A 23706-nucleotide genomic window follows, 5' to 3' on the forward strand; every position below is an offset into this window, starting at 1 on the left:
AGGGTATGAACTCGCTAAGTCTCTTGATTAACCAGACTTGTGATCAAGAGACAGGGATATTCCTGCCTTTTTCTGTTTAAAGCATAACTCAAAATACTCATATTCAGATACTTCAGCTCATAATACAAACCGCTCATAGTCCAGAAGCTTTCAAAGCCAATATTGAACCTTAAAGCACATCCACTTAAAGATCTCAGAGCGATGAAAAAATGGCTATGAATTTTTCAATTTCTAAGTGATTGTTCCGCTGAAATAAATAACACTTTATTTGTGTGGGCAACCGACTAAATGATCATTGACCATACCTGTTGCTTGCATAAATGCGTAACAGATTGTTTCTCCTACAAACTTAAAGCCTCTCTTCTTCAAAAACTTACTCATCGCTTTAGATTGCTCGGTAGAAGCGGGAACTTGAGACATCTCAGTCCATTGATTCACGATCACTTCATTATCAACAAATTGCCATAAGGCATTAGAAAGAGAGCCGAACTCTTTCTGTAATTCAAGCGTTGCTCGTGCATTGTTGTATACCGAAGCAATCTTACCCCTGTGTTTAACCACATCGAAGTTTTCAATGATGTGCGGCACGTTGTCTTCATTCAGCTCAGCTAGCTTGTTTAGATCGTAATCATCGAACGCGGCACGATAGCCTTCACGCTTTTTAAGGATCGTAATCCAACTCAGACCGGCTTGAGCACCTTCTAAAGTAATGAACTCAAACAGAACTTGGTCATCATAAACAGGCACGCCCCACTCTGCATCGTGGTACTCCCTTTCAAGCTCATGTTTAAGCGCCCATGCACACGTTCTATCCACTGTATTCGCTTCCATTTCGATAGTCTCTTTTAGTAATCGTACATAAAAATAATGCCCCAATTAGGGGCATTATTTCAAAGGTTAGTTGACGTTAAGCCACTTCAATTTTATGGAATAAACGATACAGCACAGGTACTACGATTAGCGTGAGTACAGTCGCAAAGCCTAAACCAAACATGATGGTTACTGCCATTGGTTTAAAGAAGATGTCCGGTAGTAGAGGGATCATACCAAGAATGGTGGTGATCGCAGCCATACATACCGGACGAACACGACTCAGTGCCGCATCAACAACCGCTACATATGGATCTTTACCGGACTTCATCTCAATCTCAATTTGGTCAAGCAGTACGATACCGTTCTTAAGTAGCATCCCGGATAAACTCAAGAAGCCTAGCAATGCCATGAAGCCAAATGGTGTATTCAAGGCTAATAAGCCTGTCGTTACCCCGATTAGCGCTAATGGAACCGTTAGCCAAACAATTAGCGGTTCTTTGACCGAGTTGAACAAGAACACGGTAATCAAGAACATGAACAGGTAACCCATCGGCATAGTGGTAAACAGAGACGCTTGTGCATCAGCAGATGACTCATATTCACCACCCCACTCCAACGAATAACCCGGTGGCATCTCAATCGCTTCAATTTGTGGCTGTAAGCGTTTCTGTAACGTCGAAGCCGTTTCTTCACCCAATAGGTCGTTGTCGGCCATTACCGTCAGCATACGCTTACGGTTCTTACGGATGATAAGTGGATCTTCCCATTCCAATTCGTAGCCAAGCGTCACTTGCTGCAACGGAATATATTCGCTTAATGCCGGGCTCCAAATCTTCATACCTTCGATGTTGCGAATATCAACTCGCTCATCTTCAGGTAAACGAGCCACAATAGGCATCAACGTAGTACCATCACGATACACACCAATCGACTTACCAGAGAAAGACATCGCTAGGAAATCATCAACGTCAGACTTGGTAATACCATAACGACGCGCTTGGCTTTCATTGAACTGAGGCTCTAATACCTTAGTTCTTTCACGCCAATCATGACGAACGTTAAATGCTCCGTCATCAGCACGCATGATGTCCATAACTTGAGCTGCGATTGAACGTAGCACGGTTGGGTCTGAACCGACGATTCGAGCCTCAATTTTCGCACCGCCACTAGGGCCTAATTCAATTTGCTTAAGTTTGTAATCAATTTCAGGGAACTGACTGTCAACGTGTTCACGGAAGCGACGCATCAGCCCTTCAAGTACCTGATAATCTGTCACACGAACCGTGATTTCGCCATACGCGCTATAACTCTTCTCGGGTGAGTAGGTCAACATGAAACGCTGCAGACCTTTACCGGCCGTGGTCGTGATATGTTCAACTTCACTTTGTTCCGACAACCAACTCTCAAGCACTCTCAACTTGGTATTAGTTGCTCGAATATCCGTACCTTCTGGCATCCAAACATCCACTTGGAACATCGGAGTAGTTGAAGATGGGAAGAATGCTTGTTTCACAAAGCCAAAACCGTACACACTCGCACCTAAACCAATCACCAGAACGATCATGGTTAGCCACGCGCGTTTCATACAGAACTCAAGGAAGTTTTTATAGATAACAAAAACCATCCCGTTGTATGGGTCTTTGCCTTCGTTATCGGGATCAACCTTCTGTCCTCTGAAGAAGATATCGGCAAAAAACGGCGTGATCGAGATAGCAGTAAACCAACTCAGCATCAATGAAATCAATAGTACCGTGAACAAGGTGCCACAGTATTCGCCCGTTGAATCTTCAGACAAACCAATTGGAGCAAACGCGGTGACCGCAATCACCGTTGCACCGAGCAGTGGCCATTTGGTTTGGGTCACGATATCAGTGGCGGCCTGCATCCGGGTTCGCCCCTTCTGCGTGCCGATCAATATCCCCTCCACCACCACAATGGCATTATCCACCAGCATCCCCAAGGCAATAACCAACGCGCCCAGTGAAATACGTTGAAGGTCGATTTTGAAGTACTGCATGAAAATAAAGGTGCCGAATACGGTCAATAGCAGTATCAAACCAATCAACAGACCCGATCGTACTCCCATGAAGAACAGTAACACCACGATTACGATCGCAACCGCCTGCCCTAAACTCACCACAAATCCGCTTACCGACTTGTTCACCTCTTTAGGTTGGTTATAAACCTCGGAGATGTCGATACCGACGGGTTGTTGATATTTAAGCTCGGCGAGTCTTCGATCAAAGTCTTCACCCACTGCGACCACGTTCACGCCTTGCGCAAAAGAGACACCCAGGTTAAGCGCGAGTTCGCCGTTATAACCAATGATGTTACTCGGTACCTCAACGTAACCACGAGTTACATTCGCCACATCTTTTAGATAGATAAGCCCTTGAGCGCCACCTTCCGTAAGAATCAAATCTCCAAGCTGTTCAACGTTCTGGAACTCACCCGTTGGATGGATTCGAATATATTCATCACCAATCCTTACCGCTCCTGCACTTGATACAATATTTTGAGTCGATAAAAGATTAAATACCGTGCTTGGAGACAGACCTAAGGAGCTTATCCGCTTCATCGATATCTCAATGAATACTTGCTCTTGTTGTTGACCAGAAACAGAGACCTTACTGACCCCATCAACCAACTCCAGCTCTCGCCTTAGATAATCAATGTAATCCAGCAGCTCTTTGTAGCTATAACCATCACCCGTCACCGCAAGCAAGATCCCGTAAACGTCACCGAAGTCATCAATGACTTGAGGATCATTGACCCCAGGTGGCAGTTCAACCTTAAGATCATTCACTTTTCGGCGAAGTTCATCCCAAATTTGCGGAAGATCGTCCGGACCATAGTTATTCTTCATCGTTACCGTTACCTGAGACAGGCCACGGCTTGAAATAGAGTTCACTTCGTCGACATAGGTAAGCTGTTGAATCGCTTTCTCTAGTGGGTAGGTAACTTCTTCTTCCACCTGCTGAGGCGTTGCCCCCGGGTATGAAGTCACGACCATTGCATCTTTGATGGTAAAGGCAGGATCTTCTAAACGCCCCAAACCGAAGAATGCTGAAACACCACCAATAAGAAAGATCAGAGATAGCATCCAGCTAATGACTTTGTTACGTATAAAGTAAGAAGCAACACCTGTGATCTGATCATCACCCTGTTGATCGTCATTTTGGGGCTTGTTTTTTACTTCACTCATTGTTCGTCTCCTGAGACAATACTTCCACTGTCATCCCATCTCGCAATCGCGATACGCCTGCAACAACGACATGCTGCCCCATTTCCAATCCTTTCACTACCTGCAATGTTTCCTGGTTTGCTTTTCCTAACACGACTTGTTGTTTCGAGACTGTCTTGTCGTCGTTAAGAACCCACACATAAGAGTTTTTACGATCCAGTTCATCACCGTCTGCATTGAATACCGCTTCGATCGGAATAAGTACACCAGCTTTTAGCTCCAAACCGATATCCCGCCCGTTTGAAGTCACATCAACGGCCATACCATCAAGAATCAAATCGTCTTCTGGCATCGGCAAAGCTAATGTAACCGTGAAGGTACCCGTACTTGGATCGGGTTCAGTGGTGAACTCTTTAATACCTGCGGTGTATTCATTACCGCTTGGCACTCTCACCACAGCTTCCACGTTCGAGAGGAGCGTTTCATTGGGTTGATTCACATAAATTTGGTCAGGGAGCTGAATCACAACTTCGACATCCTCAACACTGTGAATGTTCACAATCTGTTGGCCTACCTGAATATTTTCATATTGGTCGACACTGACTCGAGAAATAATCCCATCAACAGGCGCACGAAGCATAGTGAACGATAAGCGCAGTTTCGCCAGTTCCAACTCGGCATAAGCAATCTGGCGTTGAGCGGCAATTTCATCGAATTGCGACTTAGCCAATAAGCCTTTCTTCACTAGCGGACTCGAACGTCGGTATTGACTATTGATTACCGTGTAACGAGCTTGAGCATTGTCCACATCCAATTGATAATCGGTAGGGTCAAGCTCGGCAATGATGTCCCCTTTGGCAACTCGTTCACCTTCCTTCACATCTAGCTTGAAGATTTCACCCGCAACTCGGAAACTGAGGTGAGCCTTCTCAGCAGCGTTTGCTACCGCAGGGAAATAGAGTTTGTCGCTAAAATCGATGACTGAAATCTCGATAGCTTTAACCAAGGGCGTGTTATTCACTTCTACAGCTTGCTTATCTTCACAAGCCGTCAGTAAGGCTAAACACGACAGGCCAGCAGCCACTTTAAGTGTTTTCATGTTATAGCCCCCTTTCCTTGATCCACTCTCGAACTTTAATGCCCGACTCAAGACCATTGACGCCAGAAGTCACAATGCGATCGCCATCGTTCAATCCAGAGACGATATGGCGTTTTTCATCGATGACAATGGCAACATTTTCAACAATGCCGTCGCTATTCACACGCCATACAGAGACATCATCCCCATCGGTCATCATTGCTGACGTTGGTATTTTGGTGGCCGCCGCTAACGATGAAACGAGATTTACCGAGCCAGACATACCGGGCAAAATACCCACATCGGTGGGTCTTTCCATTACCATGGTGACTTTGTACGAACCTGTTTTCGGGTCAGCTTCGGTATCCACTTCTTGGAAGGTTAAAACGTAAGAGTTTTCAGGAAACGCATCAAAAACCATGGTTGCATCAATCTCGACCCCTGATGAAAAGCGCGTAATAAGTTGGTCGGGTAATAAGAAGACGACTTTAAGAATTTGATTGGTTTGAATATTCATCACGCCTTGTTTAGCCGCAATGTATTCATGGTTTTCAGCAGGAATGATGGAAATGGTTCCGTCATACGGCGCAACCAAAGTGGTGTAGCGAAGATTCGCGTTAGCTTGATTAAGCACCGCGCGAGCTGAATTGTGGTTCGCTTTCGCTTGGTCGAAATCTTGCTCTGATACCACACGATCTTTACGAAGTTTGATCGCACGTTGATATTGAACATCGGCTAGCTGAAAATTCGCTTTTGCTTGCTTCTCTAGTAGTTGATATTCATCGGGATTTAACTTAGCAAGCTCGTCGCCTTTAGACACGTGCTGCCCAGCGGTCACATCGATGCTCTGCAATAACCCAGGAACACGGAATGCGAGTACCGCTCTGTCACCAGCTTCTGTGGTAGCAGGGAAATTACGCTCAAAGGCATTATTACCGACGGAGACAGTGAAGAGTTTGGCGGGTCTGGACTCAGGTTCAGGCACGGGAGGAAGCTCCTTACCACACCCAGACAACCCAGCTAAGGCAGTCAATAGGACAAGGGAGGCTCTATACATTGGTGATCATCCATATCTATAAATATTTTTATAACATAGATTAATCACATGTAACTTACCAGTCAGCGTAAGATTTATTTAGAGAAAATTATTAAAAAAAATAACGGCTTGGAATAAATTTTCCTAAACCGTTATCTAATCCTTTTTAGGTTTTACCACTACATGTTCTTAAATTCACGATTCACTTTAAACGTATCTGAGGTGACATAAGCTTCCATGTTGCGGACACTGGTCTCTAACTTCTGGAAATCACCCTCTAAAGTGTTCAATAGCGACTCTGCAGTTTGCCCTTTTTCCCAAGGCTTTTGCTTCAGCGTATGCTCTTGTTTCGCCTTCATTTGGTCGACATACTGAGGTGGTTGTTTTTCAAGCATAAATGTCAAAGCTAAATACGCTAATAACACCAGAAAACTACCACCAAGCAGTGCTGCTGAGATAACTAAGATGCGAACCAACCACACTTCAAGGCCAAAATAGTTCGCTAACCCTGCACACACACCAGACAATTTGCCGTTAATCGTGTCGCGATACAGTTCTCTACTCATAGTTTCGTCTCCAGTTAGGCGACTCCGCATCCAGTATTTTTTCTAGCGTTTTCACTCGGTCTTGCATGGATTCGGCTTGCGCAGAAAGCTTATGCAGACGTTGAAGATCCGTTTCAGAAAGACCATTGCTGGATTTCTTCTTGCTGCGGTAATGTAAGAATAACCATAGCGGTGCCACGAAGATTAAAAAGACAATCAGTGGACCTGCAATTAGAAATGTTGACATAGACAACTCCTAGATTATTTATCGCGGTTTTCAACTTGTTGCTTCAGTTTCGCTAGCTCTTTTTCGATTTCATCTTGAGCTTGTAGCTCGGCAAACTCTTGGTCTAAAGATTTTGCGTTGCCAGTCTTAGCGTAAACGTCCGCTTCAGCTTCTAATTCATCCACTTTACGCGAGAATTGCTCAAACTTCGCCATTGCTTCGTTGGTTTTGCTTGAGTGCAGGTGTTTTTGAACATCACGACGGTTGCTTGCCGCATTGTTACGAATCATTAATGCTTGTTGCTTTGCACGAGTTTCTGCGATTTTTGTTTCAAGTTTACCAATTTCACTCGTCAATTTTTCGATGGTTTCATGAACCAAGGTTTGTTCGGTGTGAAGGCTCTTGATGATGTCTTCCAGTTTTTGCTTTTCGATTAGCGCCGCTCTCGCCAAATCTTCGCGTTGTTTGGTCAGGGCAAGTGTCGCTTTATTTTGCCAATCTAGAATCTGTGTTTCGATAGCTTCTACTTTACGCGCTAGCTCTTTCTTGTCAGCAATTGCTTTTGCTGAGTTGGTACGAACTTCAACTAAGGTGTCTTCCATTTCTTGGATAATAAGACGAATCATCTTTTCTGGATCTTCAGCCTTATCTAATAGTGCACTGATGTTTGAATTTACAATGTCTGCAAAGCGAGAAAAAATACCCATGAGGAACTCCTTAATTACAATGATGGCAAATGCGTTTCAAATCGTTGTGCGACTTTATCAATCCACTTGCTCAAAAATTTACGTTTGTTGTTAAACCTACCATAAATAATCCAAGTAGCGTGCCAACTTTTAAGCCATTTATTATCAGTTACTTACAATAAAATGGTGATTAACTCGAACCATGCTATGATGAATTTAGCCAAGTATTGGTATTTTTCACCACTATGGCTCTTACATGACCTCTCCAGCGATTAATTCATACAAGGACCCGCTATGCAGCAGAACCTCATTGGTGAATCACCTAGCTTTCTCTCTGTGTTAGATAAAGTTTCCCAACTCGCACCAATAGAAAGACCCATTCTGATCATTGGCGAACGTGGCACAGGTAAAGAGTTGATCGCACAAAGACTGCATTACCTTTCAAGACGTTGGGATCAACCTTTGATCTCATTGAACTGCTCAACCTTAAGTGAAGGTTTGATTGATTCAGAACTGTTTGGTCATGAATCGGGATCCTTTACGGGTTCGAAAGGGCGTCATCAAGGTCGTTTTGAAAGAGCAGAAGGCGGAACGCTGTTTCTGGATGAGCTGGCGACCACTCCCCTTGCGGTTCAAGAGAAACTACTGCGCGTTATTGAATACGGGCAATATGAACGTGTCGGTGGGCAAAAGGCACTAAGTGCCAATGTCAGACTGGTGTGTGCAACCAATGCCGACTTACCAGACATGGCATTAAAGGGCGAATTCCGAGCAGACCTATTAGATAGACTGGCGTTTGACGTCATTACTATCCCTCCTTTGCGTGAGCGAAAAGAAGACATCATGCTACTGGCAGAATATTACGCCATTAAGATGTGTCGTGAATTGGAATTGGAGTTGTTTGTTGGCTTTGCCCCCTCTGCCGTTGAATCGCTTTTGGATTATTCTTGGCCAGGGAATGTACGAGAACTCAAAAACGTCATTGAGCGAGCTATCTATCAGCACGGAAAAGATCCATATCCTATTGAATATTTGGTGTTTAACCCATTTAAACCCGCATGGAAAACAGAGCAAGATTCCTCTCCGGAAACTGGCAATGAGCCGTCTAACAGCCATACTTCATCAGAGAGCTTGTTTTCTTTGCCGCTTGATTACAAAGCATGGCAAGAACAACAAGACATCAAGCTACTCAACCAAGCCCTCAAACAGAGCAAATATAACCAGAAACAAGCCGCAGAATTACTTGGGTTAACCTACAACCAATTACGTGGAATGGTGAGGAAGTACGCGATTGTCGGACAAGCTAACGATAAATAGCTGTCCACGCTTGATTATTATTTGGAGCCGAATAAATAAAATGTTAAATTGTCCGGATCTTGAGGCTCCTCTAACGCCTCGTTTCGAAAAGTATTTCTTTTTATGAAAGCACTAATAAGACTATCACTGAGCATCTGTACGCTGAGCTTTCTCGCTGGATGTGGTGAGAGTGTGAATCACGAGCAAATCCGTGAAAAAGGCTTCATTTATTGCGGCCAAGGTAATCCTAGTACCTTCAACCCACAGCTGGTTGATAGTGGCATTACCGCAGAATCGCTGAGTCCTCAAATTTTCGATACACTGCTCACTCTTGATCCGATGACGTACCGACCAAAACAGAACTTGGCGACAAGTTGGTCTGTTGATAAATCAGGTACAGAGTACACGTTCAAACTGCGCCCAAATGTTGCGTTCCAAACGACAGACTGGTTCACCCCTACTCGTAGCATGAATGCACAAGATGTGGTGTTTAGCTTTGAACGTGTCATTGATAGTTCAAACCCATTTCATTATGTGGGTGGCGGCCTATACCCGTGGTTTGCCGGAATCGACTTCAAGACCCTGATTGTCGATATCACCGCGGTTGACGACCTAACAGTGAAATTCCAATTAAGTCGCCCAGACAATTCATTTCTCAATAACATCGCCACCAGCTATGCGGTCATTCACTCTAAAGAGTATGCCAATCAGCTCATTGCAGCGGATGAGAAAAATCGAATCGATTCCAATCCAGTCGGCACTGGCCCTTTCTACTTGGATGAATACCAAATCAACGACCTAGTGCGCTTGAAAAAGAACAAGCACTACTGGAAGGGTGAAGTACAAATGGACCAAGTTGTGTTCGATACTTCGCAACGTGGAACAGGCACACTTGCCAAGCTTCTGCGTAGTGAGTGTGACGTGCTCAACTCACCAATTTCTAGCCAAATCCCTATTATTCAGGCTCATGAAGAGTTGAAGATTTCTGCTACTCCGGCGGTTAATGTCTCTTTCATCGCGCTGAATACTGAGCACCCTGCACTGCGTGACTCTCGAGTTCGTAAAGCGCTCAACTTAGCTATCAATCGTCAGAACATTCTTGATTCTGTGTATTACGGTACAGGAACCAAAGCCTACACCTTGCTTCCTCCGACTTCTTGGGCTCACCAAAAAGACAGCGTTCAAGTTCGCTACGACCGAAACTATGCGGTTGCGCTTCTCAAAGAAGCTGGCGTTGAACCTGGGTTAGAGCTTTCAATGTGGGTACCACTAGAGCCACGCGCATACAATCCAAGTCCAAGAAAAACGGCAGAACTTATCCAAGCAAACTTAGCCGATATTGGTATTGAATTGAAACTCTATACCGACGACCGATTTGACCGCACACAGTTGTCCTCTATTTCCTCAACAGACTTGTTGCTTACAGGCTGGATAGGCAATACCGGTGACCCGGACAACTTCTTACGTCCGCTGCTCTCATGCAGCTCTGAGCGTGCAGGGTTAAACGTCTCGATGTGGTGTAATTCAGACTTTGATTTCCTTCTCGACTTAGCATTAGAGATCAATCAACAAAGGCACCGTGTGAACTTGTACCGACAAGCCCAAAACATTCTCAATGAAGAAGTTCCTGTGATTCCTTTAGCTCATGGCGTGCAATTTCGCGTGCACGATCGTTCGCTAACAGGCTTTAAAGCAAGTCCTTTCAATGCCCAACCTTTTGATCAAGTCAGAAGAGAGGTGCAGTAATGTTTTGGTATACATTAAGACGTGTAAACTTATTCGTTATTACGCTAGGAATTCTGACCTTGGTAGGTTTTTCCCTGCTTCGATTAGACCAAACCTCACCTTGGGCAATTCAAGATTTTTGGCCCGGTTGGATTAGCTATATCACTGAATTATCGACGCTAAACTTTGGCCTAAGCAAACACGGTGTGCCTATCATCGATGAGTTGGTCCTGGTGTTCCCTGCAACGCTAGAGCTGTGCTTCTTTGCCTTTGTGTTGGCACTCATCATCGGTATCCCTTTCGGCACCATTGCTGGTATGAGACAAGGTAAATTTGTTGATACCACCATATCGTTCACCTCAATGGCCGGTTACTCTGCGCCTATATTTTGGGTCGCGTTGCTGATGATCATGGTGTTTTCACTGCACTTTGAAATGTTCCCAGTTGGTGGCCGATACGACCTACTTTACGAGATTGAACACGTGACTGGATTCGCGATGATTGACGCCTTTTTTGCCGAGGGTCGCTACCGTGCGCACGCACTACAAAGTGTTATCGAGCACATGGCGTTGCCTTGTCTTGTTTTAGCACTGGCGCCAACGACTCAGGTCATCCGATTGATGAGAGCGTCAGTGGCTGAAGTAATGACGCAAAACTACATCCGCGCTGCGCGAATTAAAGGTCTTTCCACTAGAGAGATCATCACGCAGCACGTGCTAAGAAACGCGATACCTCCGATTATTCCTAAGGTCGGTGTTCAGCTATCGAGTATGTTAACGCTTGCTATTGTTACCGAGTCTATCTTTAACTGGCCGGGCATTGGCCGCTGGTTATTAGATGCCTTATCGAATCAAGATTACGTTTCAATTCAAGCTGGTGTAATTGTGGTGGCTACCTTAGTTTTGACCGCTAATATTCTGTCCGATCTACTGGGCGCGATGATCAATCCACTGGTAAGGAAGGAATGGTATGCTAACAAATAACGTCTACCAAGAAGAACAGATTCCAACCCAGTTCGAACGTTTCTGGCGCAGCTTCCGCAGCAATAATCTAGCTATGTTTGGCTTGTGGTGTTTGGTGCTTATCATTCTGGTCACCGTCACTTCACCGTGGCTAACCCCGCATGATGCACAAGAACAAACCGGTCACCTATTAACGCCGCCCTCTTGGGATCCTGCGGGAACGGTAGAATACTTTTTGGGTACGGATGACTTAGGCAGAGATATTCTCTCTCGCCTAATAATTGGCTCTCAGTTAACCTTCGGCGCCGCGGTGGTGATTACCTTTATCGCAGCCGTCATTGGTTGTCTGATTGGCGTACTTGCTGGTATGACGCGCGGTTTACTATCAAGCACGCTAAACCACCTGCTTGATACTGTTATGTCGATTCCATCTCTTCTGCTGGCGATTATCTTCGTGGCATTCCTTGGCTTTGGGGAGTTTAATATCTTGCTCGCCTTGTGCTTGGCACTGATCCCGCGCTTTATACGCTCGGTGTACATTGCCGTGCATGCTGAAGTAGAAAAAGACTATATTCTGGCTTCTCGCCTTGATGGTGCGAACGATTTTTACCTGCTATGGAACTCAATCCTTCCGAACATCCTTACCGTGATCGCTCTTGAAGTTACGCTGGCACTGTCAGTCGCAATTCTTGATATCACGGCTTTAGGTTTCCTAGGGCTTGGCGCTCAAGCACCGAGTACCGAATGGGGCTCCATCTTGGGTGATTCGGTCGAGTTGATTTACCTTGCGCCATGGACAGTTACCCTACCCGGCTTAGCTATTATGTTTACAGTTATCGTGATTAACCTCGTCGGTGAAGGTGTTCGCCAAGCGCTAAATGCAGGAATCGAATAATGCCGTTACTTGATATTCGACATCTAACCATCGAGATTGAGACCCCTCAAGGGATGGTTAAAGCCGTAGATCGAATGAGTATTACCCTCAATGAAGGGGAAATTCGTGGCTTAGTAGGTGAATCAGGCTCAGGTAAGAGTTTGGTTGCAAAAGCGATCGTCGGAGTATGTAAAGAAAACTGGAAGGTTTCTGCAGACCGAATGCGCTTAGGTAATATCGACCTACTGCAACTGACGCCGAAAGAAAGACGCCGAGTGATCGCCCGCGATATCGCAATGATCTTCCAAGAGCCATCAACGTGCCTTGACCCTTCTGAAAAAGTAGGTAACCAGCTCGTTGAAGCGATCCCTTCCCATTCGTTTGAAGGTCGTTGGTGGCAACGATTTAAGTGGCGTAAGAAGCAAGCGATCGCATTACTACACAAAGTCGGCATCAAAGACCACTCTCGCCTAATGGACAGTTACTCTTATGAGCTGACAGATGGTGAGTGTCAAAAAGTCATGATCGCAATGGCGATCGCTGCCAAGCCAAAAGTCTTGATTGCTGACGAGCCAACCAACGATTTAGACCCAATTACACAGTCTCAAATATTGCGTCTTTTGAGTCGTATGAACCAGATCAATAACACCACCATCGTGTTGATCGGCCATGACTTAACCACCATTACCCAATGGGCGACTCGCATTACCGTGATGTACTGTGGTCAATCGGTAGAATCCGCTGATACACCGAAGCTGTTGGATGCACCAAAGCACCCGTACACCGTTGCTTTGTTAAAAGCGATGCCAGACTTTAACGACTGGATTCCCCACAAGGAGAAGCTCCAGTCTTTGCCGGGGTCAATTCCACCGCTGCAACATCTTCCTATTGGTTGTCGATTAGGGCCTCGCTGCCCATACGCACAAAGGCAGTGTGTCGAGATCCCACATACGAAACGTATCAAGAACCATAAGTTCAACTGTCACTTCCCTCTGAATATGGAGAAGAAAAAGAAATCATGAGTGCATTATTAGAAGTCAGTGATTTGTCTAAAGACTTTACGACTCGCTCTGGTCTTTTCCGTAAAAAGATTCATCAGGCGGTGAAGCCAGTTAGCTTTTCTCTTGAAGCAGGCCAGACAATTGGTTTTATCGGCCAGAATGGTTCTGGCAAATCAACATTAGCCAGAATGCTCGCAGGCATGGTGGAGCCAACCGCAGGCGAGATCCGCGTGAATGGCGAAAAGCTAGAGCACAAAGACTACTCGACTCGTTGTAAGCTGATTCGAATGATCTTCCAAGATCCGAATACGTCACTTAACCCGCGCATTCAGATCGGTCGAATTCTTGAAGGTCCATTAAAGCGAAACACCAACATGCCTCCAGAAGCTCGTATGCGTCGTGTGAAAGACACACTACTGCGCGTAGGCCTTCTACCGGAACATGCGTATTTCTACCCTCAGATGCTTGCTGCAGGCCAGAAACAAAGGGTTTGTTTGGCTCGTGCCTTAATACTTCAGCCATCCATCATTGTTGCTGATGAAGCTTTAAATGGTTTGGACATGGCAATGCGCTCGCAAATCATCAATCTGTTCTTAGAGTTACAAGAAGAGATGGGCGTATCGTTCGTTTATGTATCTCAACACCTCGGTATTGTTAAGCACATTACCGACAAGATTATTGTCATGCATGAAGGCAATGTGGTTGAGAGTGGGGAAACAGATCAAGTGCTAACCAATCCAACTCACCAAATCACCCAAAGATTGGTTGAGAGCCATTTCTCCAAAGCGCCGAACCACTAACCTGGAATCACGCTACATTTAGCAGAGGGGAAAAGTATGTATCGAACAGCTTCAATGCTTCCCCTCTTGTTGGTGCTGTTGTCCTTTAACGCGACAAGCACACCGCTCACATGGCTAGATAGAAGCTTCGTCGAAACTGCCTTTTATAACGTCGCGCTTCAACACGAATACTCCCAAGGCAACAAACCGCTCGCCAAGTGGAAACAACCGATCAAGATTTGGATCGATCATCGAGTGGGCGATGAGGAACTGCATCAAGAGATCACAGAGCTTCATATCAAACACTTATCTGAAGTCACCCAACATCCAATAACAATCGTCAGTAAAGAGTCCGAAGCGAACGTTAAATGGATATACACAAGGCAGAGCCAGTGGGTATCTGAGGCGAAATCGGTGCTCAAGCTCAAATCAACTCAACATTTAAATAGAGCCATCTGCACGGCGGGCTATAGAACCAATTCTAAAGGCGAGATTGTATACGCTGGGATTGTAATCCCGGTTGATCAGGCAAGATCGCGAGGTAAGCTGGTCGCCTGTATCGTGGAAGAGATCACACAAGTTCTAGGCCTGCCGAATGATTCAGATAAAGCCTACCCTTCTATTTTCAACGACCACACGCCAGAAGACTTATTATCGCCGTTAGACGTAGTGCTACTGCAATTGCTGTATGAACCAGAATTGAAAGCTGGAATGACAAAATCTGAAGTAAAACCTATCGTTCGAAAGATACTCAAGAGATACAGCAAAACAGGTGTGCTTCAGCAAGCTTCTAAAGCCGCACAGCAAGCGCCTTTGTATCAGTTGATTGGGTATTGACGAATATACGTTGGAAGTAACTTAGATGGGATAATTGAATCATAGCGCTGCCTAAGAAAGGCAACGCTGACTTACGATGTTACTGTATTACGAAAGAACTAGCGCTTAGCTGCCTGCTTTTTCAATTCGAAGTCGAACTCATCCGGGAACAAGATAACGCCTTCTTCTTGCTCGTTCGGGAATACTACAACAGCAAGTTCGTCGTCTTCTAGACCGTTCGTCCAGCGACTGTGCCATTTGTTCAACGAAATAGACTCAGCTTTACACTCAGACCAATCACCCGTTGCCCATGATTCTGCGAACTCTTGGTTTGGCCATACTGGAACACAATCTTCATCTTCTGTGTTCAGCATTACACAACCGTGTTCATCGGTTAAGATCCATACTTCACGGTTTGCTACGATTTCTTTCACACAGTATTTCAGGCGTTGCTCGCCCGTATACTTGTTGATTTCAGCGATTTTTTTATCGTCTAGCTGTGTAGTCATCTTAATTTCCTACTTTAGTCAGTAACTTTGCTCTTAAAGCTATTTTATGCCGAGTGTTGTTAACTTCAAACATTATCGATGAAGAAGAAAGTCTACTTCAAAGAAAAACGCCTGCTAAATAAGCAGGCGTTTAATATTAAGCGACTTGATTAAACAAGCTCACCTTGTAGCCAAGGCCAGCCTTGCTTCTTACGGCTTAGTGTATTTTCCATCATTAATACGCCGCCTTTCTCGTGCTTAACCAATTTCTCAGCCCACTCACCTTTGTATAGAAGACGAGTTTGAGCAGTAGTGATATCTGTTAGCATTACCGCTGCGAACGCTAGACCGTCTTTCTCACAACGCTCTTCAAGATCAGCTTCTAGCGCTTCGATCATGCCGTCTACTTGCTCAAGAGTCGCAAGTTCAACTTGACCAACAACAACATCACGACCGTTGAATGGGTAGCCTTTAAGGTCTTTTTCTACTAGCTGTGCAGCAGATAGGCCTTCGATGTTTGTTTTTGCGATTAGAAGCGCTTTGATGAATGCATCAACGTCAGTTACGCCAGCAATTTCAGCAAGCTCAGCAACCGCGTCTTTGTCTTTTTGAGTACATGTTGGAGAAGCGAAACCAACTGTGTCTGAAAGAATTGCAGACATCATTAGTTTAGCGATTTGTTGAGAGATTGCGTGACCTTCAATCTTGAACATGTTGAAAAGTACAGTGTTTGTACAACCAACAGGCCAGATCCAAGCTTCCATTGGGTTTACTGTCATCACGTCGCCTAGACGGTGGTGATCAACAATACCTACGATCTCTGCATCAGCAACATCATCTGGTGCTTGTGCTAGATCTGAGTAGTCTACTAGCCAGATTTTCTCACCAGCAACAGAAGTACGAAGCTCTGGCTTTTCAGCACCAGCGACTTCTAGAATGTGTTGAGTTTCGCGGTTGATCTCGCCTTGGCGAATTGGTGTCGCTTCCTCGCCACGAGCCTTAAGAAGCTCAGTTGCAACTAACGCACTACAAATACTGTCACTATCAGGGTTTTTGTGACCAACAACTAAAATCATGTTTCTTCCTATTACACTAACAATTATGACTCTACCTTTAGAGCCTCTCTTTATTAGCCATACTTTACCTCATTTTTTTAGATTGGTCATGTTTCGTGGGTTTAGCCAATAGTAACAATAGATAAAAAAACAACAAATGCAATTGATAATTATTATCATTCGTATATATTTATCTTAAGCCACTAATTTTGAGTAACACCTATGGATCGACTAATCTCTTTTTTGCCAAGCAGTAGTGCTGCGAAAACAACTCAGTTTTCACTGTCATTTAAGCGCCTGCTTTTGCCTGTCTCACTTGCAGCTTTGGTTGCAGCCCCAGCTACACGAGAGCTGACGGTGACTACTTTGTCAGACGCGTTTTGGGCAGTGTCTTGTTATGTTGCTTTAACCTTGGCTATTTACCACTGGTTAAGTCTGTACATAAACAAAGATAACGTCTTCAATAAGCTCGTCCATCAATCTCGTTCAAACCAAGTGGTATTCGCGGCTCTCATGGGCGCGTTGCCCGGCTGTGGCGGTGCGATAGTGGTTACCACACAATTTATCTCGGGCAAACTCGGATTCGGCGCAGTTGTTGCTGTGCTCGTCTCAACCATGGGTGATGCGGCCTTCCTGCTCATAGCGAGCGAGCCTAAGACAGGTTTAGCCATGATGGCGATGGGCGTGATCGTGGGTACTGCGTCAGGCCGAATCATTAACTTGTTTCACGCAGACGACTTCTTACGCCCAAAAAAAGCAGAGAAAAATGAAGCCGTTCACAGTTGCTCATCTCAATCCCAAGACAAAGAATCCGTCTCTAAAAAGGCGATCAACCTGCAAGGTTACCTATGGTCAGTGCTGATTATTCCCGGCGCTGCAGTAGCTCTACTTGGCTCTTTTCAAGTCGATGTAAACGAGTTACTCGCGTTGCCTGAAATGTCGATGGAATGGGCGGGAACAATTTTATTGATTAGCTCGATGTTTCTATGGGGCCTCACTCGGGAAATTGAAGATTACAAATCAGCAGTAAGTGAAGATGAGAAATGTTTAGGCTCACATCCACTGCAAAAAACCGCTCAAGACACCAACTTTGTGACAGCGTGGGTTGTGGTTGCCTTTCTTTTCTTTGAATTTGGCTCTGTGATAGCAAATGTTGATTTTGCGACGCTATTCTCAAGCTGGGGCATCATGCTCCCCCTGGCTGGCGTGTTGATGGGTTTGCTACCGGGCTGTGGACCGCAATTATTGGTCACTAGCTTATACCTTTCAGGCGCCCTGCCACTTTCGGCTCAGGTAGGTAACGCAATTTCAAATGATGGTGACGCGCTATTCCCTGCGATTGCGATGGCTCCCAAAGCGGCACTGGTCGCGACCTTATACTCTAGTGTGCCCGCACTAATCTGTGCTTATAGCTACTGGTTTATATTTGAGATCTAACTTGAGTAGAGTTAACTCCATAGGCTTCTGTAAGGTCGGTACTTTGTATCGGCCTTTTTGTTTCCGCCTGCTTAAGTCTTTCCACAGGTTCTTTTTACATTCCCTTCCTGCTTCACTGCTTCTACCACCTCTCTCAAACAGCGCGTTACAGCCTGTCTCAAAAACGCCCTCTATTAGCCCTGTATAATGCTTATTTAGAAACACCAACACTGATATCAAAAATACAAAAAGCCCCTGTAAGAGTGCTTACAGGGGCTTTAATTCAAGCTTTAATCTTGGTTCTTAAGACAAGACTTAAGAAACTTCGATTGGACCACCGAATGAAGTTACTGGAGGCAGTTTGCCTTGGAACTTCTCGAAATCAACCAAACATGTGTTTGCTGACGTTGCTTGAGCAAGTTCAGACGTACCGATATCTTGAGTCAGTGTGTTTGGATCGCCGTATGTATCTAGCGCGCCCACTTTCTCGTTGATCGGACCGTACCAAGCACCTTCTTCGATACGAACAACACCAGGAGCATAGCTATCCATTAGAACAGCACCCGCTAGTAGTTGACCACGGTCGTTGAACACACGTACTACATCGCCATCTTTGATGCCTTTCTTCTTAGCATCTACTGGGTTGATGTAGATTGGCTCACGGCCTTGTACCGCGTAAGTCGCACGCCACTCTTCAGATTCACACATCTGAGAGTGAAGACGCTTGTCTGGGTGACAAGATTGTAGCCAGTACGGGTGTTTGTCAGAGCCTGGACCACCGTGTGAACGTTCAGATTTCTCGAACCACATTGGGTGTTCTTGACAGTGCTCGTAGCCCATATTGCCAACAGTACGGCTTGTGATTTCGATGAAACCAGAAGGTGTACCTAGTGCGTTGATCTCTGGATCTTCACGGAATGAAGCGTGACGAGTCCATGGCTTACCTTTACCGAAGTCTAGGAAACCTTTCTCCCAGAACTCAGCAAATTCAGGCATTTCAAAGCTGCCTTCATTTGAAGCGCGACATTCGTCGTACAGTGATTTAACCCACTGCATTTCGTCCATACCACGCGTGTAATCGTCGTAACGACCCCAACGCTTAGTTAGGCTAGACATGATCTCGAAGTCAGTCTTAGACTGGAACAGAGGATCCACTAGCTTGTGCATTGCGATCAAACCACGGCCAGAGTATGCGCCATAACCATCAATATCGTTTCGTTCCCACTGAGTACATGCAGGAAGCACGATGTCAGAGTGACGACAAGTTGCAGTCCAAGCAAAATCAACAGCCACTACAGTTTGTAGGCTCTTGAATGCTTTACGCATCTTGTTGCGATCTTGGTGGTGGTGCCACGGGTTGTTACCACTAAATACCATCATCTTGATATCAGGTAGTGTTACCGTTGAACCATTCGCTTTGATCTTCTTACCAGGCTCTAGCAAGCTATCAACCCAACGAGCAACTGGGATTACGCGGCTGTAGCCGTTGTAATCTGTGTTGGTGTACTTAGGTGATTGACCTTGGTCGATGTTCAGCGGGAAAGAACCCGGAGCAGCGAAGCCAGTTGAAGATACACCGATACCAGAGTAGTGGTGACCGTAAGAGATACCACCGCCCGGTAGACCAATTTGGCCAACCATTGCTGCGATAACTGCACACATCCAGTAAGGTTGTTCACCGTGCTCTTGACGTTGGATACTCCAACCAACAAGAATCTGTGTACGACCGTTAACCAGCATCTTAGCGAAGTCACGAATAGAGTCCGCGCTTGCGCCACAGATAGCAGAAGCCCATTCTGGCGTCTTCTCAACTCTGTCTTTCGTTTCACCTTGAACGTACTTGATGAAATCTTCAAAACCTAGACAGTAAGTTTCGATGAACTTCTTGTCGTATAGGCCTTCGTTGTAAAGAACGTGAGCAACACCAAGCATGAACGCCACATCAGTTTGTGGGTTGATGTACATTTGCTCGTTTTCTAGGTAACGACCTGTTTTGTTTTTAACAGGGTCAACAGAAACAACGTTGATCTCTTTCTTAGCAACTTTTTCTTTCAGCTGTTCTAGGTATGCGAACGACTCGTGAGTCTCACATGTCCAACCTACTTGAAGGTTTTTAACTGGATCGTTACCCCAAAGAACAATGTTGTCACTGTTTTCTAGGATAAGTTCCCAAGATGTACCTTGTGCGTAAACTTCAGTAGAACCTAGCACGTAAGGCATGATCGTTTGACCAGCACCTGTTGAGTAGTCACCGATTTTCTTCACAGAGTAACCGTGAAGTGCCATTGCACGTTGCATGTGGTTAGTACAGCTATGGAACTGACCTGTTTGTCTCCAACCAGTTTGACCTGTGTGAAGCGCCCATGGACCGTAATCTTTCTGTACGCGCTCTAGCTCGCGGTAAACAAGGTCTAGTGCCTCATCCCAAGTCACACGAATAAAGCGGTTGTTACCACGTGTGTCTGCGCTGTATTTATGCTTCTTCAACCAATCTAGGCGAACCATAGGGTAACGCACACGTGATGGGCTGTAGATAATACCTTTAATACCTTTCAACATCTCAGTTGGGTGCTGATCGATTTCTAGAGGTTTAATTTCTTGTACTTTACCCGCGTAAACGCGAGCTCGGAATGCACCCCAGTGAGAACCAGAGACTTTCCACGCGCCGTCTGTTTCTGCAGCAGACGCTGATGCCGACGCCAATAAGCTTGGACCGATAACCGATGCCGCACTTGTAGTAGCGACACCTTTCAGAAAACTTCTTCTTGTAATTGCCATTGTGTTACTCCAATTGACGTCTTATTAGTGATGGCCTTCAGAAAAATCTGATGAGTGCTTCTGTAGATACTTAAGAACCAGTGCTTCTGTATCTGTATCGAAGTTAACGAATGCAATCATACCATCTAGCATGCCTACCCAACCGTTAGCGCTGAAGTGAGCTTCATCTGGCTGTGAGTGACACGTTGAACAGTTAGATTGGTACGCTTGACCCGCTGCGTTCCAGATTGGATCGAAGTTATCAACCATAGACTCTTTCTTCATCCAAAGTGCTAGGTTAACTTCTTCCCATGGAAGGCCAGTAAGCTCATCTTCTTTCTTCTCACCAACAGTGATAACGTCACTTTGAGATACATCTTTCGTCAAGATTGCAGTTGAGATGTTCATACCGAAGTCTTCTTGGATTACACGTCCGAAGCCTTTCGCTTTACGCCAACCGTCGATTTGAATCTTGATCATATCGCCTTTTTCGTCGATAACCGCAACTTTACTTGCAGGGCTTAATAGACCCGCTTCAACTTCAGCTGTTTCATCTGTGTACATTGGTAGGTGACGAATAGAGATCACGTCTGAACCATTTGCGTAAGATGTGCTGCTTGCTACGTTTTCTAGCTCGCCAACAATACCGCTCGCTGATGCCATATCTAATGGAAGGTTGTGAGCAATACCTTTGTGACAGTCAACACAGCTTTGATCACGCTCTGCCGCGTTCTTCATCTGGATACGCGCTGTTGGGCGCATGTTTTCGAAATCCATTGAATCGTAGTTGTGGCAGTTTTTACACTCTAGAGATTTGTTCGAAGAGAAGCGATCCCATTCGTGTTTAGCCAGTTCGATACGACGAGCTTCGAATTTCTCAGGCGTATCTAGGTCACCAAATACTTGAGCGAATACTTCTTTAGAAGCTTGCATCTTACGAGCGATTTTTGCTGTCCATTCATGTGGAACGTGACAGTCAGGACAAGTAGCACGTACACCAGAAGTGTTTTTCCAGTGAACCGTTTCTTGTAGTTCTACGTATACGTTGTCACGCATGGTGTGACAGCTTACACAGAATTCTTCTGTATTTGTGTGCTCTAGAGCTGTGTTAAAACCGCCCCAGAAAATAACACCGGCGATAAAGCCACCCATAGTTAGTACACCAAGACTGATGTGTACTGCTGGGCGAGTCATTGTGCGCCATAATTTAACTAAAAATGATTTCATGTTTAGCTCTCTTAAATATTGATTTTAAAAAATGTTGTTACAAGAGGGCATTACATGCCGCCGTGAGCACCTGGAGGTCCGAATACAAACACTTGCAGTGCCCAAACTAGGAAGCCGTAACCGCCTACAAAAGCCACACTTAATATTGGGAAGAGAACCACCGCGATGAAGAGGAAAGACTTCCACTCCAGCGAATGTTTTTCGCTAGTTTCAATTTTATTAACATCACTCATACATTTTGCCTATTTTGTATTTAGTAATTTCGAGTAACCCATTCTATGGGGCTAAAGTTCTTAAGTATCTAACGACAAATTTTAGACCATACTCAAAGTAGGGTTCAATCAAATCTCCCGTTATAACCCTTGCTAATCAATACTTTTTTGAGCTCATCCAAAGTTGTTTTTAGTTAAACAAAGTTATTAAAAAGTATTAACAAATGTGAAGAATTAAGTATATTTCACAAATGTTAAATTCCAACACCTGCGCAACCTTATTGTAACCAATTTTAACGTTTTACCTACTAAGTAGTAGCCAAAAATGCCTCAAAAAACCAATATTTTGTGGTTTGATTGTTAAATTATTGAGTATTTTTTAAAGCAACGGCTGAGAAGCTGAAATGCATCATTTGGCACTTTCAGATATGATGGGGACCTACTTAAAAGGAAACATTATGCAAGACGTTATTGATATATCTTGGTGGCAGTTATTGTTCTTCAGCTCACTTCTCTTGCTACCCATTACCATCAACCACAAGTTAAAACTCGGCCTTGGCAAAGAGGCTTCTATCAGCATCATTCGTATGGTTATTCAGCTATTTCTGGTGGGACTTTACCTAGAATACTTGTTCACTTTGAATAGTTTGTGGGTCAATTTGCTGTGGTTATTTACTATGATTATCGTCGGTGCAAGCTCGATTGTTGAAAAATCTAGACTGCCAAGAAACCTACTTTTGGCTCCTGTCGCCGTTAGCCTTGCGGTAACTTGTGTACCTATTGTCTTGTTCATCTGCTTTTTCATCATTAAGCCGACACCGGTTTTTAACGCGCAGTACCTTATCCCAATCGCAGGGATGTTATTGGGTAATAGCTTAAGCAGTAATATCGTGGCATTGCAGAACCTGTTTGGTGCCTTTGAAACACAGAAATCAGAATATGAAGCAGCAATCGCGTTAGGCGCGTCTCCTACTTATGCTGCTGCGCCTTTTGTACGTAATGCAATACAGAAAGCGATGTCCCCTATCATGGCCTCTATGGCAACCACAGGCTTAGTAACGCTGCCGGGAATGATGACTGGACAGATCTTAGGTGGTGCTTCACCGATGATCGCGATTAAGTATCAACTGATGATCATGCTGGCGATTTTCGTGATGATGAGCTGCTCTTTAGCACTTGCACTTCACCTCTCATTGAAGACATCTTTAACCAAAGAAGGGCGAGTTCTCGCTCAAATACAGCCTTCGAAATAGCCTCCCTGCTCCACTTAGATCTGGTTACTCACTGAATTTGAGACAGGTTATCCACAGAAACTGTGGATAACCAAATCAATATAGATCCTTTTTTGTCCATTTCGACCCAAGGGAAGATCATCGCCTTTGATCTTTGGGTGATTTCAAAGACATATACACACATGGTAATCAGCGCTGTTGCGTACTCAGATGATCATTAGAGAGATGAAGAAGTAGGTTTTCCACAATCGAGTAGGAGGAGGCCTCACGGCCTCCGTCCTCTCACACCACCGTACAA

Annotated in this window: 21 protein-coding genes; 9 read left to right on the forward strand and 12 right to left on the reverse strand. The window is 44.9% G+C overall.

What is annotated here, in order from left to right:
- Positions 1-264 precede the first annotated feature (264 nt).
- The 7 genes from AB6E52_RS20325 to pspA all read right to left on the reverse strand — a co-directional run bounded on the left by AB6E52_RS20325 (position 265) and on the right by pspA (position 7589).
- Positions 265-831: a DNA-3-methyladenine glycosylase I gene (locus tag AB6E52_RS20325; protein WP_102320255.1), complete on the reverse strand. Its 567-nt coding sequence runs from the start codon at positions 829-831 to the stop codon at positions 265-267.
- Positions 832-907: 76 nt separating this feature from the next.
- Positions 908-4018, reverse strand: a complete 3111-nt coding sequence (locus tag AB6E52_RS20330; RefSeq protein ID WP_102320256.1) for an efflux RND transporter permease subunit — start codon at positions 4016-4018, stop codon at positions 908-910.
- The gene (locus AB6E52_RS20335; RefSeq protein ID WP_017060312.1) at positions 4011-5096 is read right to left on the reverse strand and encodes an efflux RND transporter periplasmic adaptor subunit; all 1086 of its coding nucleotides are present in this window, start codon (positions 5094-5096) and stop codon (positions 4011-4013) included. Before AB6E52_RS20335 ends, AB6E52_RS20330 begins: the two co-directional genes overlap by 8 nt.
- Position 5097: 1 nt before the next feature.
- The gene (locus AB6E52_RS20340) at positions 5098-6132 is read right to left on the reverse strand and encodes an efflux RND transporter periplasmic adaptor subunit (RefSeq protein WP_029235302.1); all 1035 of its coding nucleotides are present in this window, start codon (positions 6130-6132) and stop codon (positions 5098-5100) included.
- A gap of 158 nt (positions 6133-6290) precedes the next feature.
- Positions 6291-6677: an envelope stress response membrane protein PspC gene (gene pspC, locus AB6E52_RS20345; protein ID WP_017065334.1), complete on the reverse strand. Its 387-nt coding sequence runs from the start codon at positions 6675-6677 to the stop codon at positions 6291-6293.
- Entirely contained in the window at positions 6670-6903 is a 234-nt protein-coding gene (gene pspB, locus AB6E52_RS20350; protein WP_004734605.1) for an envelope stress response membrane protein PspB, read from the reverse strand. Before pspB ends, pspC begins: the two co-directional genes overlap by 8 nt.
- A gap of 14 nt (positions 6904-6917) precedes the next feature.
- A complete protein-coding gene (pspA, locus tag AB6E52_RS20355) occupies positions 6918-7589 on the reverse strand; it encodes a phage shock protein PspA (RefSeq protein WP_010440091.1) in 672 nt (223 codons plus the stop codon).
- Between the two features lie 273 nt (positions 7590-7862).
- Between pspA and pspF the strand changes: the two genes are divergently transcribed.
- The 7 genes from pspF to AB6E52_RS20390 all read left to right on the forward strand — a co-directional run bounded on the left by pspF (position 7863) and on the right by AB6E52_RS20390 (position 15042).
- Positions 7863-8885: a phage shock protein operon transcriptional activator gene (gene pspF / locus AB6E52_RS20360; protein WP_017060309.1), complete on the forward strand. Its 1023-nt coding sequence runs from the start codon at positions 7863-7865 to the stop codon at positions 8883-8885.
- 102 nt (positions 8886-8987) lie between these two features.
- The gene (gene sapA, locus AB6E52_RS20365) at positions 8988-10610 is read left to right on the forward strand and encodes an ABC transporter substrate-binding protein SapA (protein ID WP_017060308.1); all 1623 of its coding nucleotides are present in this window, start codon (positions 8988-8990) and stop codon (positions 10608-10610) included.
- Entirely contained in the window at positions 10610-11572 is a 963-nt protein-coding gene (locus tag AB6E52_RS20370; protein WP_017060307.1) for an ABC transporter permease subunit, read from the forward strand. The genes sapA and AB6E52_RS20370 overlap by 1 nt, the downstream gene beginning before the upstream one ends.
- A complete protein-coding gene (locus AB6E52_RS20375; protein WP_102320257.1) occupies positions 11559-12446 on the forward strand; it encodes an ABC transporter permease subunit in 888 nt (295 codons plus the stop codon). Before AB6E52_RS20370 ends, AB6E52_RS20375 begins: the two co-directional genes overlap by 14 nt.
- Complete coding sequence (locus AB6E52_RS20380; RefSeq protein WP_017060305.1) at positions 12446-13447, forward strand: oligopeptide/dipeptide ABC transporter ATP-binding protein; 1002 nt, start codon at positions 12446-12448, stop codon at positions 13445-13447. Before AB6E52_RS20375 ends, AB6E52_RS20380 begins: the two co-directional genes overlap by 1 nt.
- Entirely contained in the window at positions 13444-14226 is a 783-nt protein-coding gene (locus AB6E52_RS20385) for an ATP-binding cassette domain-containing protein (protein ID WP_017060304.1), read from the forward strand. The genes AB6E52_RS20380 and AB6E52_RS20385 overlap by 4 nt, the downstream gene beginning before the upstream one ends.
- 36 nt (positions 14227-14262) lie before the next feature.
- A complete protein-coding gene (locus AB6E52_RS20390) occupies positions 14263-15042 on the forward strand; it encodes a DUF2927 domain-containing protein (RefSeq protein WP_102320258.1) in 780 nt (259 codons plus the stop codon).
- A gap of 98 nt (positions 15043-15140) precedes the next feature.
- Here the strand turns inward: AB6E52_RS20390 and AB6E52_RS20395 are convergent, their stop codons facing one another.
- Positions 15141-15530 carry a DUF2750 domain-containing protein gene (locus AB6E52_RS20395; RefSeq protein WP_004734596.1) on the reverse strand — a complete coding sequence of 130 codons (390 nt, stop codon included), beginning with the start codon at positions 15528-15530 and terminating at the stop codon, positions 15141-15143.
- Positions 15531-15679: 149 nt separating this feature from the next.
- A complete protein-coding gene (locus AB6E52_RS20400) occupies positions 15680-16585 on the reverse strand; it encodes a manganese-dependent inorganic pyrophosphatase (RefSeq protein ID WP_017065328.1) in 906 nt (301 codons plus the stop codon).
- 201 nt (positions 16586-16786) lie between these two features.
- Here AB6E52_RS20400 and AB6E52_RS20405 point away from each other — a divergent pair, with 201 nt between their 5' ends.
- On the forward strand, positions 16787-18001 hold the full coding sequence (locus tag AB6E52_RS20405; RefSeq protein ID WP_102320259.1) for a putative manganese transporter: 1215 nt from the start codon (positions 16787-16789) through the stop codon (positions 17999-18001).
- A 294-nt stretch (positions 18002-18295) separates the two neighbouring features.
- Here AB6E52_RS20405 and torA read toward each other — a convergent pair whose 3' ends face one another.
- From torA to torE, 3 genes are read right to left on the reverse strand one after another with little or no spacing between them, the layout of a single operon-like run.
- Positions 18296-20758 carry a trimethylamine-N-oxide reductase TorA gene (torA, locus tag AB6E52_RS20410; RefSeq protein WP_102320260.1) on the reverse strand — a complete coding sequence of 821 codons (2463 nt, stop codon included), beginning with the start codon at positions 20756-20758 and terminating at the stop codon, positions 18296-18298.
- Positions 20759-20782: 24 nt separating this feature from the next.
- The gene (torC, locus tag AB6E52_RS20415) at positions 20783-21964 is read right to left on the reverse strand and encodes a pentaheme c-type cytochrome TorC (RefSeq protein WP_102320261.1); all 1182 of its coding nucleotides are present in this window, start codon (positions 21962-21964) and stop codon (positions 20783-20785) included.
- Positions 21965-22014: 50 nt separating this feature from the next.
- Positions 22015-22197, reverse strand: coding sequence for a trimethylamine N-oxide reductase system protein TorE (torE, locus tag AB6E52_RS20420; protein WP_017060298.1), 183 nt, complete (start codon positions 22195-22197; stop codon positions 22015-22017).
- Positions 22198-22634: 437 nt separating this feature from the next.
- Here torE and AB6E52_RS20425 point away from each other — a divergent pair, with 437 nt between their 5' ends.
- Positions 22635-23429, forward strand: coding sequence for an ABC transporter permease (locus AB6E52_RS20425; RefSeq protein ID WP_050645084.1), 795 nt, complete (start codon positions 22635-22637; stop codon positions 23427-23429).
- The last annotated feature ends 277 nt before the right edge of the window (positions 23430-23706 follow it).

The sequence above is a fragment of the Vibrio sp. 10N.247.311.13 genome, from assembly GCF_041467595.1.
GTDB lineage: Bacteria > Pseudomonadota > Gammaproteobacteria > Enterobacterales > Vibrionaceae > Vibrio > Vibrio crassostreae_C.

Coding starts and splice junctions, on each gene's coding strand:
- AB6E52_RS20325 (WP_102320255.1), bottom strand. CDS start 831: ATGGAAGCGAATACAGTGGATAGAACGTGTGCATGGGCGCTTAAACAT.
- AB6E52_RS20330 (WP_102320256.1), bottom strand. CDS start 4,018: ATGAGTGAAGTAAAAAACAAGCCCCAAAATGACGATCAACAGGGTGAT.
- AB6E52_RS20335 (WP_017060312.1), bottom strand. CDS start 5,096: ATGAAAACACTTAAAGTGGCTGCTGGCCTGTCGTGTTTAGCCTTACTG.
- AB6E52_RS20340 (WP_029235302.1), bottom strand. CDS start 6,132: ATGTATAGAGCCTCCCTTGTCCTATTGACTGCCTTAGCTGGGTTGTCT.
- pspC (WP_017065334.1), bottom strand. CDS start 6,677: ATGAGTAGAGAACTGTATCGCGACACGATTAACGGCAAATTGTCTGGT.
- pspB (WP_004734605.1), bottom strand. CDS start 6,903: ATGTCAACATTTCTAATTGCAGGTCCACTGATTGTCTTTTTAATCTTC.
- pspA (WP_010440091.1), bottom strand. CDS start 7,589: ATGGGTATTTTTTCTCGCTTTGCAGACATTGTAAATTCAAACATCAGT.
- pspF (WP_017060309.1), top strand. CDS start 7,863: ATGCAGCAGAACCTCATTGGTGAATCACCTAGCTTTCTCTCTGTGTTA.
- sapA (WP_017060308.1), top strand. CDS start 8,988: ATGAAAGCACTAATAAGACTATCACTGAGCATCTGTACGCTGAGCTTT.
- AB6E52_RS20370 (WP_017060307.1), top strand. CDS start 10,610: ATGTTTTGGTATACATTAAGACGTGTAAACTTATTCGTTATTACGCTA.
- AB6E52_RS20375 (WP_102320257.1), top strand. CDS start 11,559: ATGCTAACAAATAACGTCTACCAAGAAGAACAGATTCCAACCCAGTTC.
- AB6E52_RS20380 (WP_017060305.1), top strand. CDS start 12,446: ATGCCGTTACTTGATATTCGACATCTAACCATCGAGATTGAGACCCCT.
- AB6E52_RS20385 (WP_017060304.1), top strand. CDS start 13,444: ATGAGTGCATTATTAGAAGTCAGTGATTTGTCTAAAGACTTTACGACT.
- AB6E52_RS20390 (WP_102320258.1), top strand. CDS start 14,263: ATGTATCGAACAGCTTCAATGCTTCCCCTCTTGTTGGTGCTGTTGTCC.
- AB6E52_RS20395 (WP_004734596.1), bottom strand. CDS start 15,530: ATGACTACACAGCTAGACGATAAAAAAATCGCTGAAATCAACAAGTAT.
- AB6E52_RS20400 (WP_017065328.1), bottom strand. CDS start 16,585: ATGATTTTAGTTGTTGGTCACAAAAACCCTGATAGTGACAGTATTTGT.
- AB6E52_RS20405 (WP_102320259.1), top strand. CDS start 16,787: ATGGATCGACTAATCTCTTTTTTGCCAAGCAGTAGTGCTGCGAAAACA.
- torA (WP_102320260.1), bottom strand. CDS start 20,758: ATGGCAATTACAAGAAGAAGTTTTCTGAAAGGTGTCGCTACTACAAGT.
- torC (WP_102320261.1), bottom strand. CDS start 21,964: ATGAAATCATTTTTAGTTAAATTATGGCGCACAATGACTCGCCCAGCA.
- torE (WP_017060298.1), bottom strand. CDS start 22,197: ATGAGTGATGTTAATAAAATTGAAACTAGCGAAAAACATTCGCTGGAG.
- AB6E52_RS20425 (WP_050645084.1), top strand. CDS start 22,635: ATGCAAGACGTTATTGATATATCTTGGTGGCAGTTATTGTTCTTCAGC.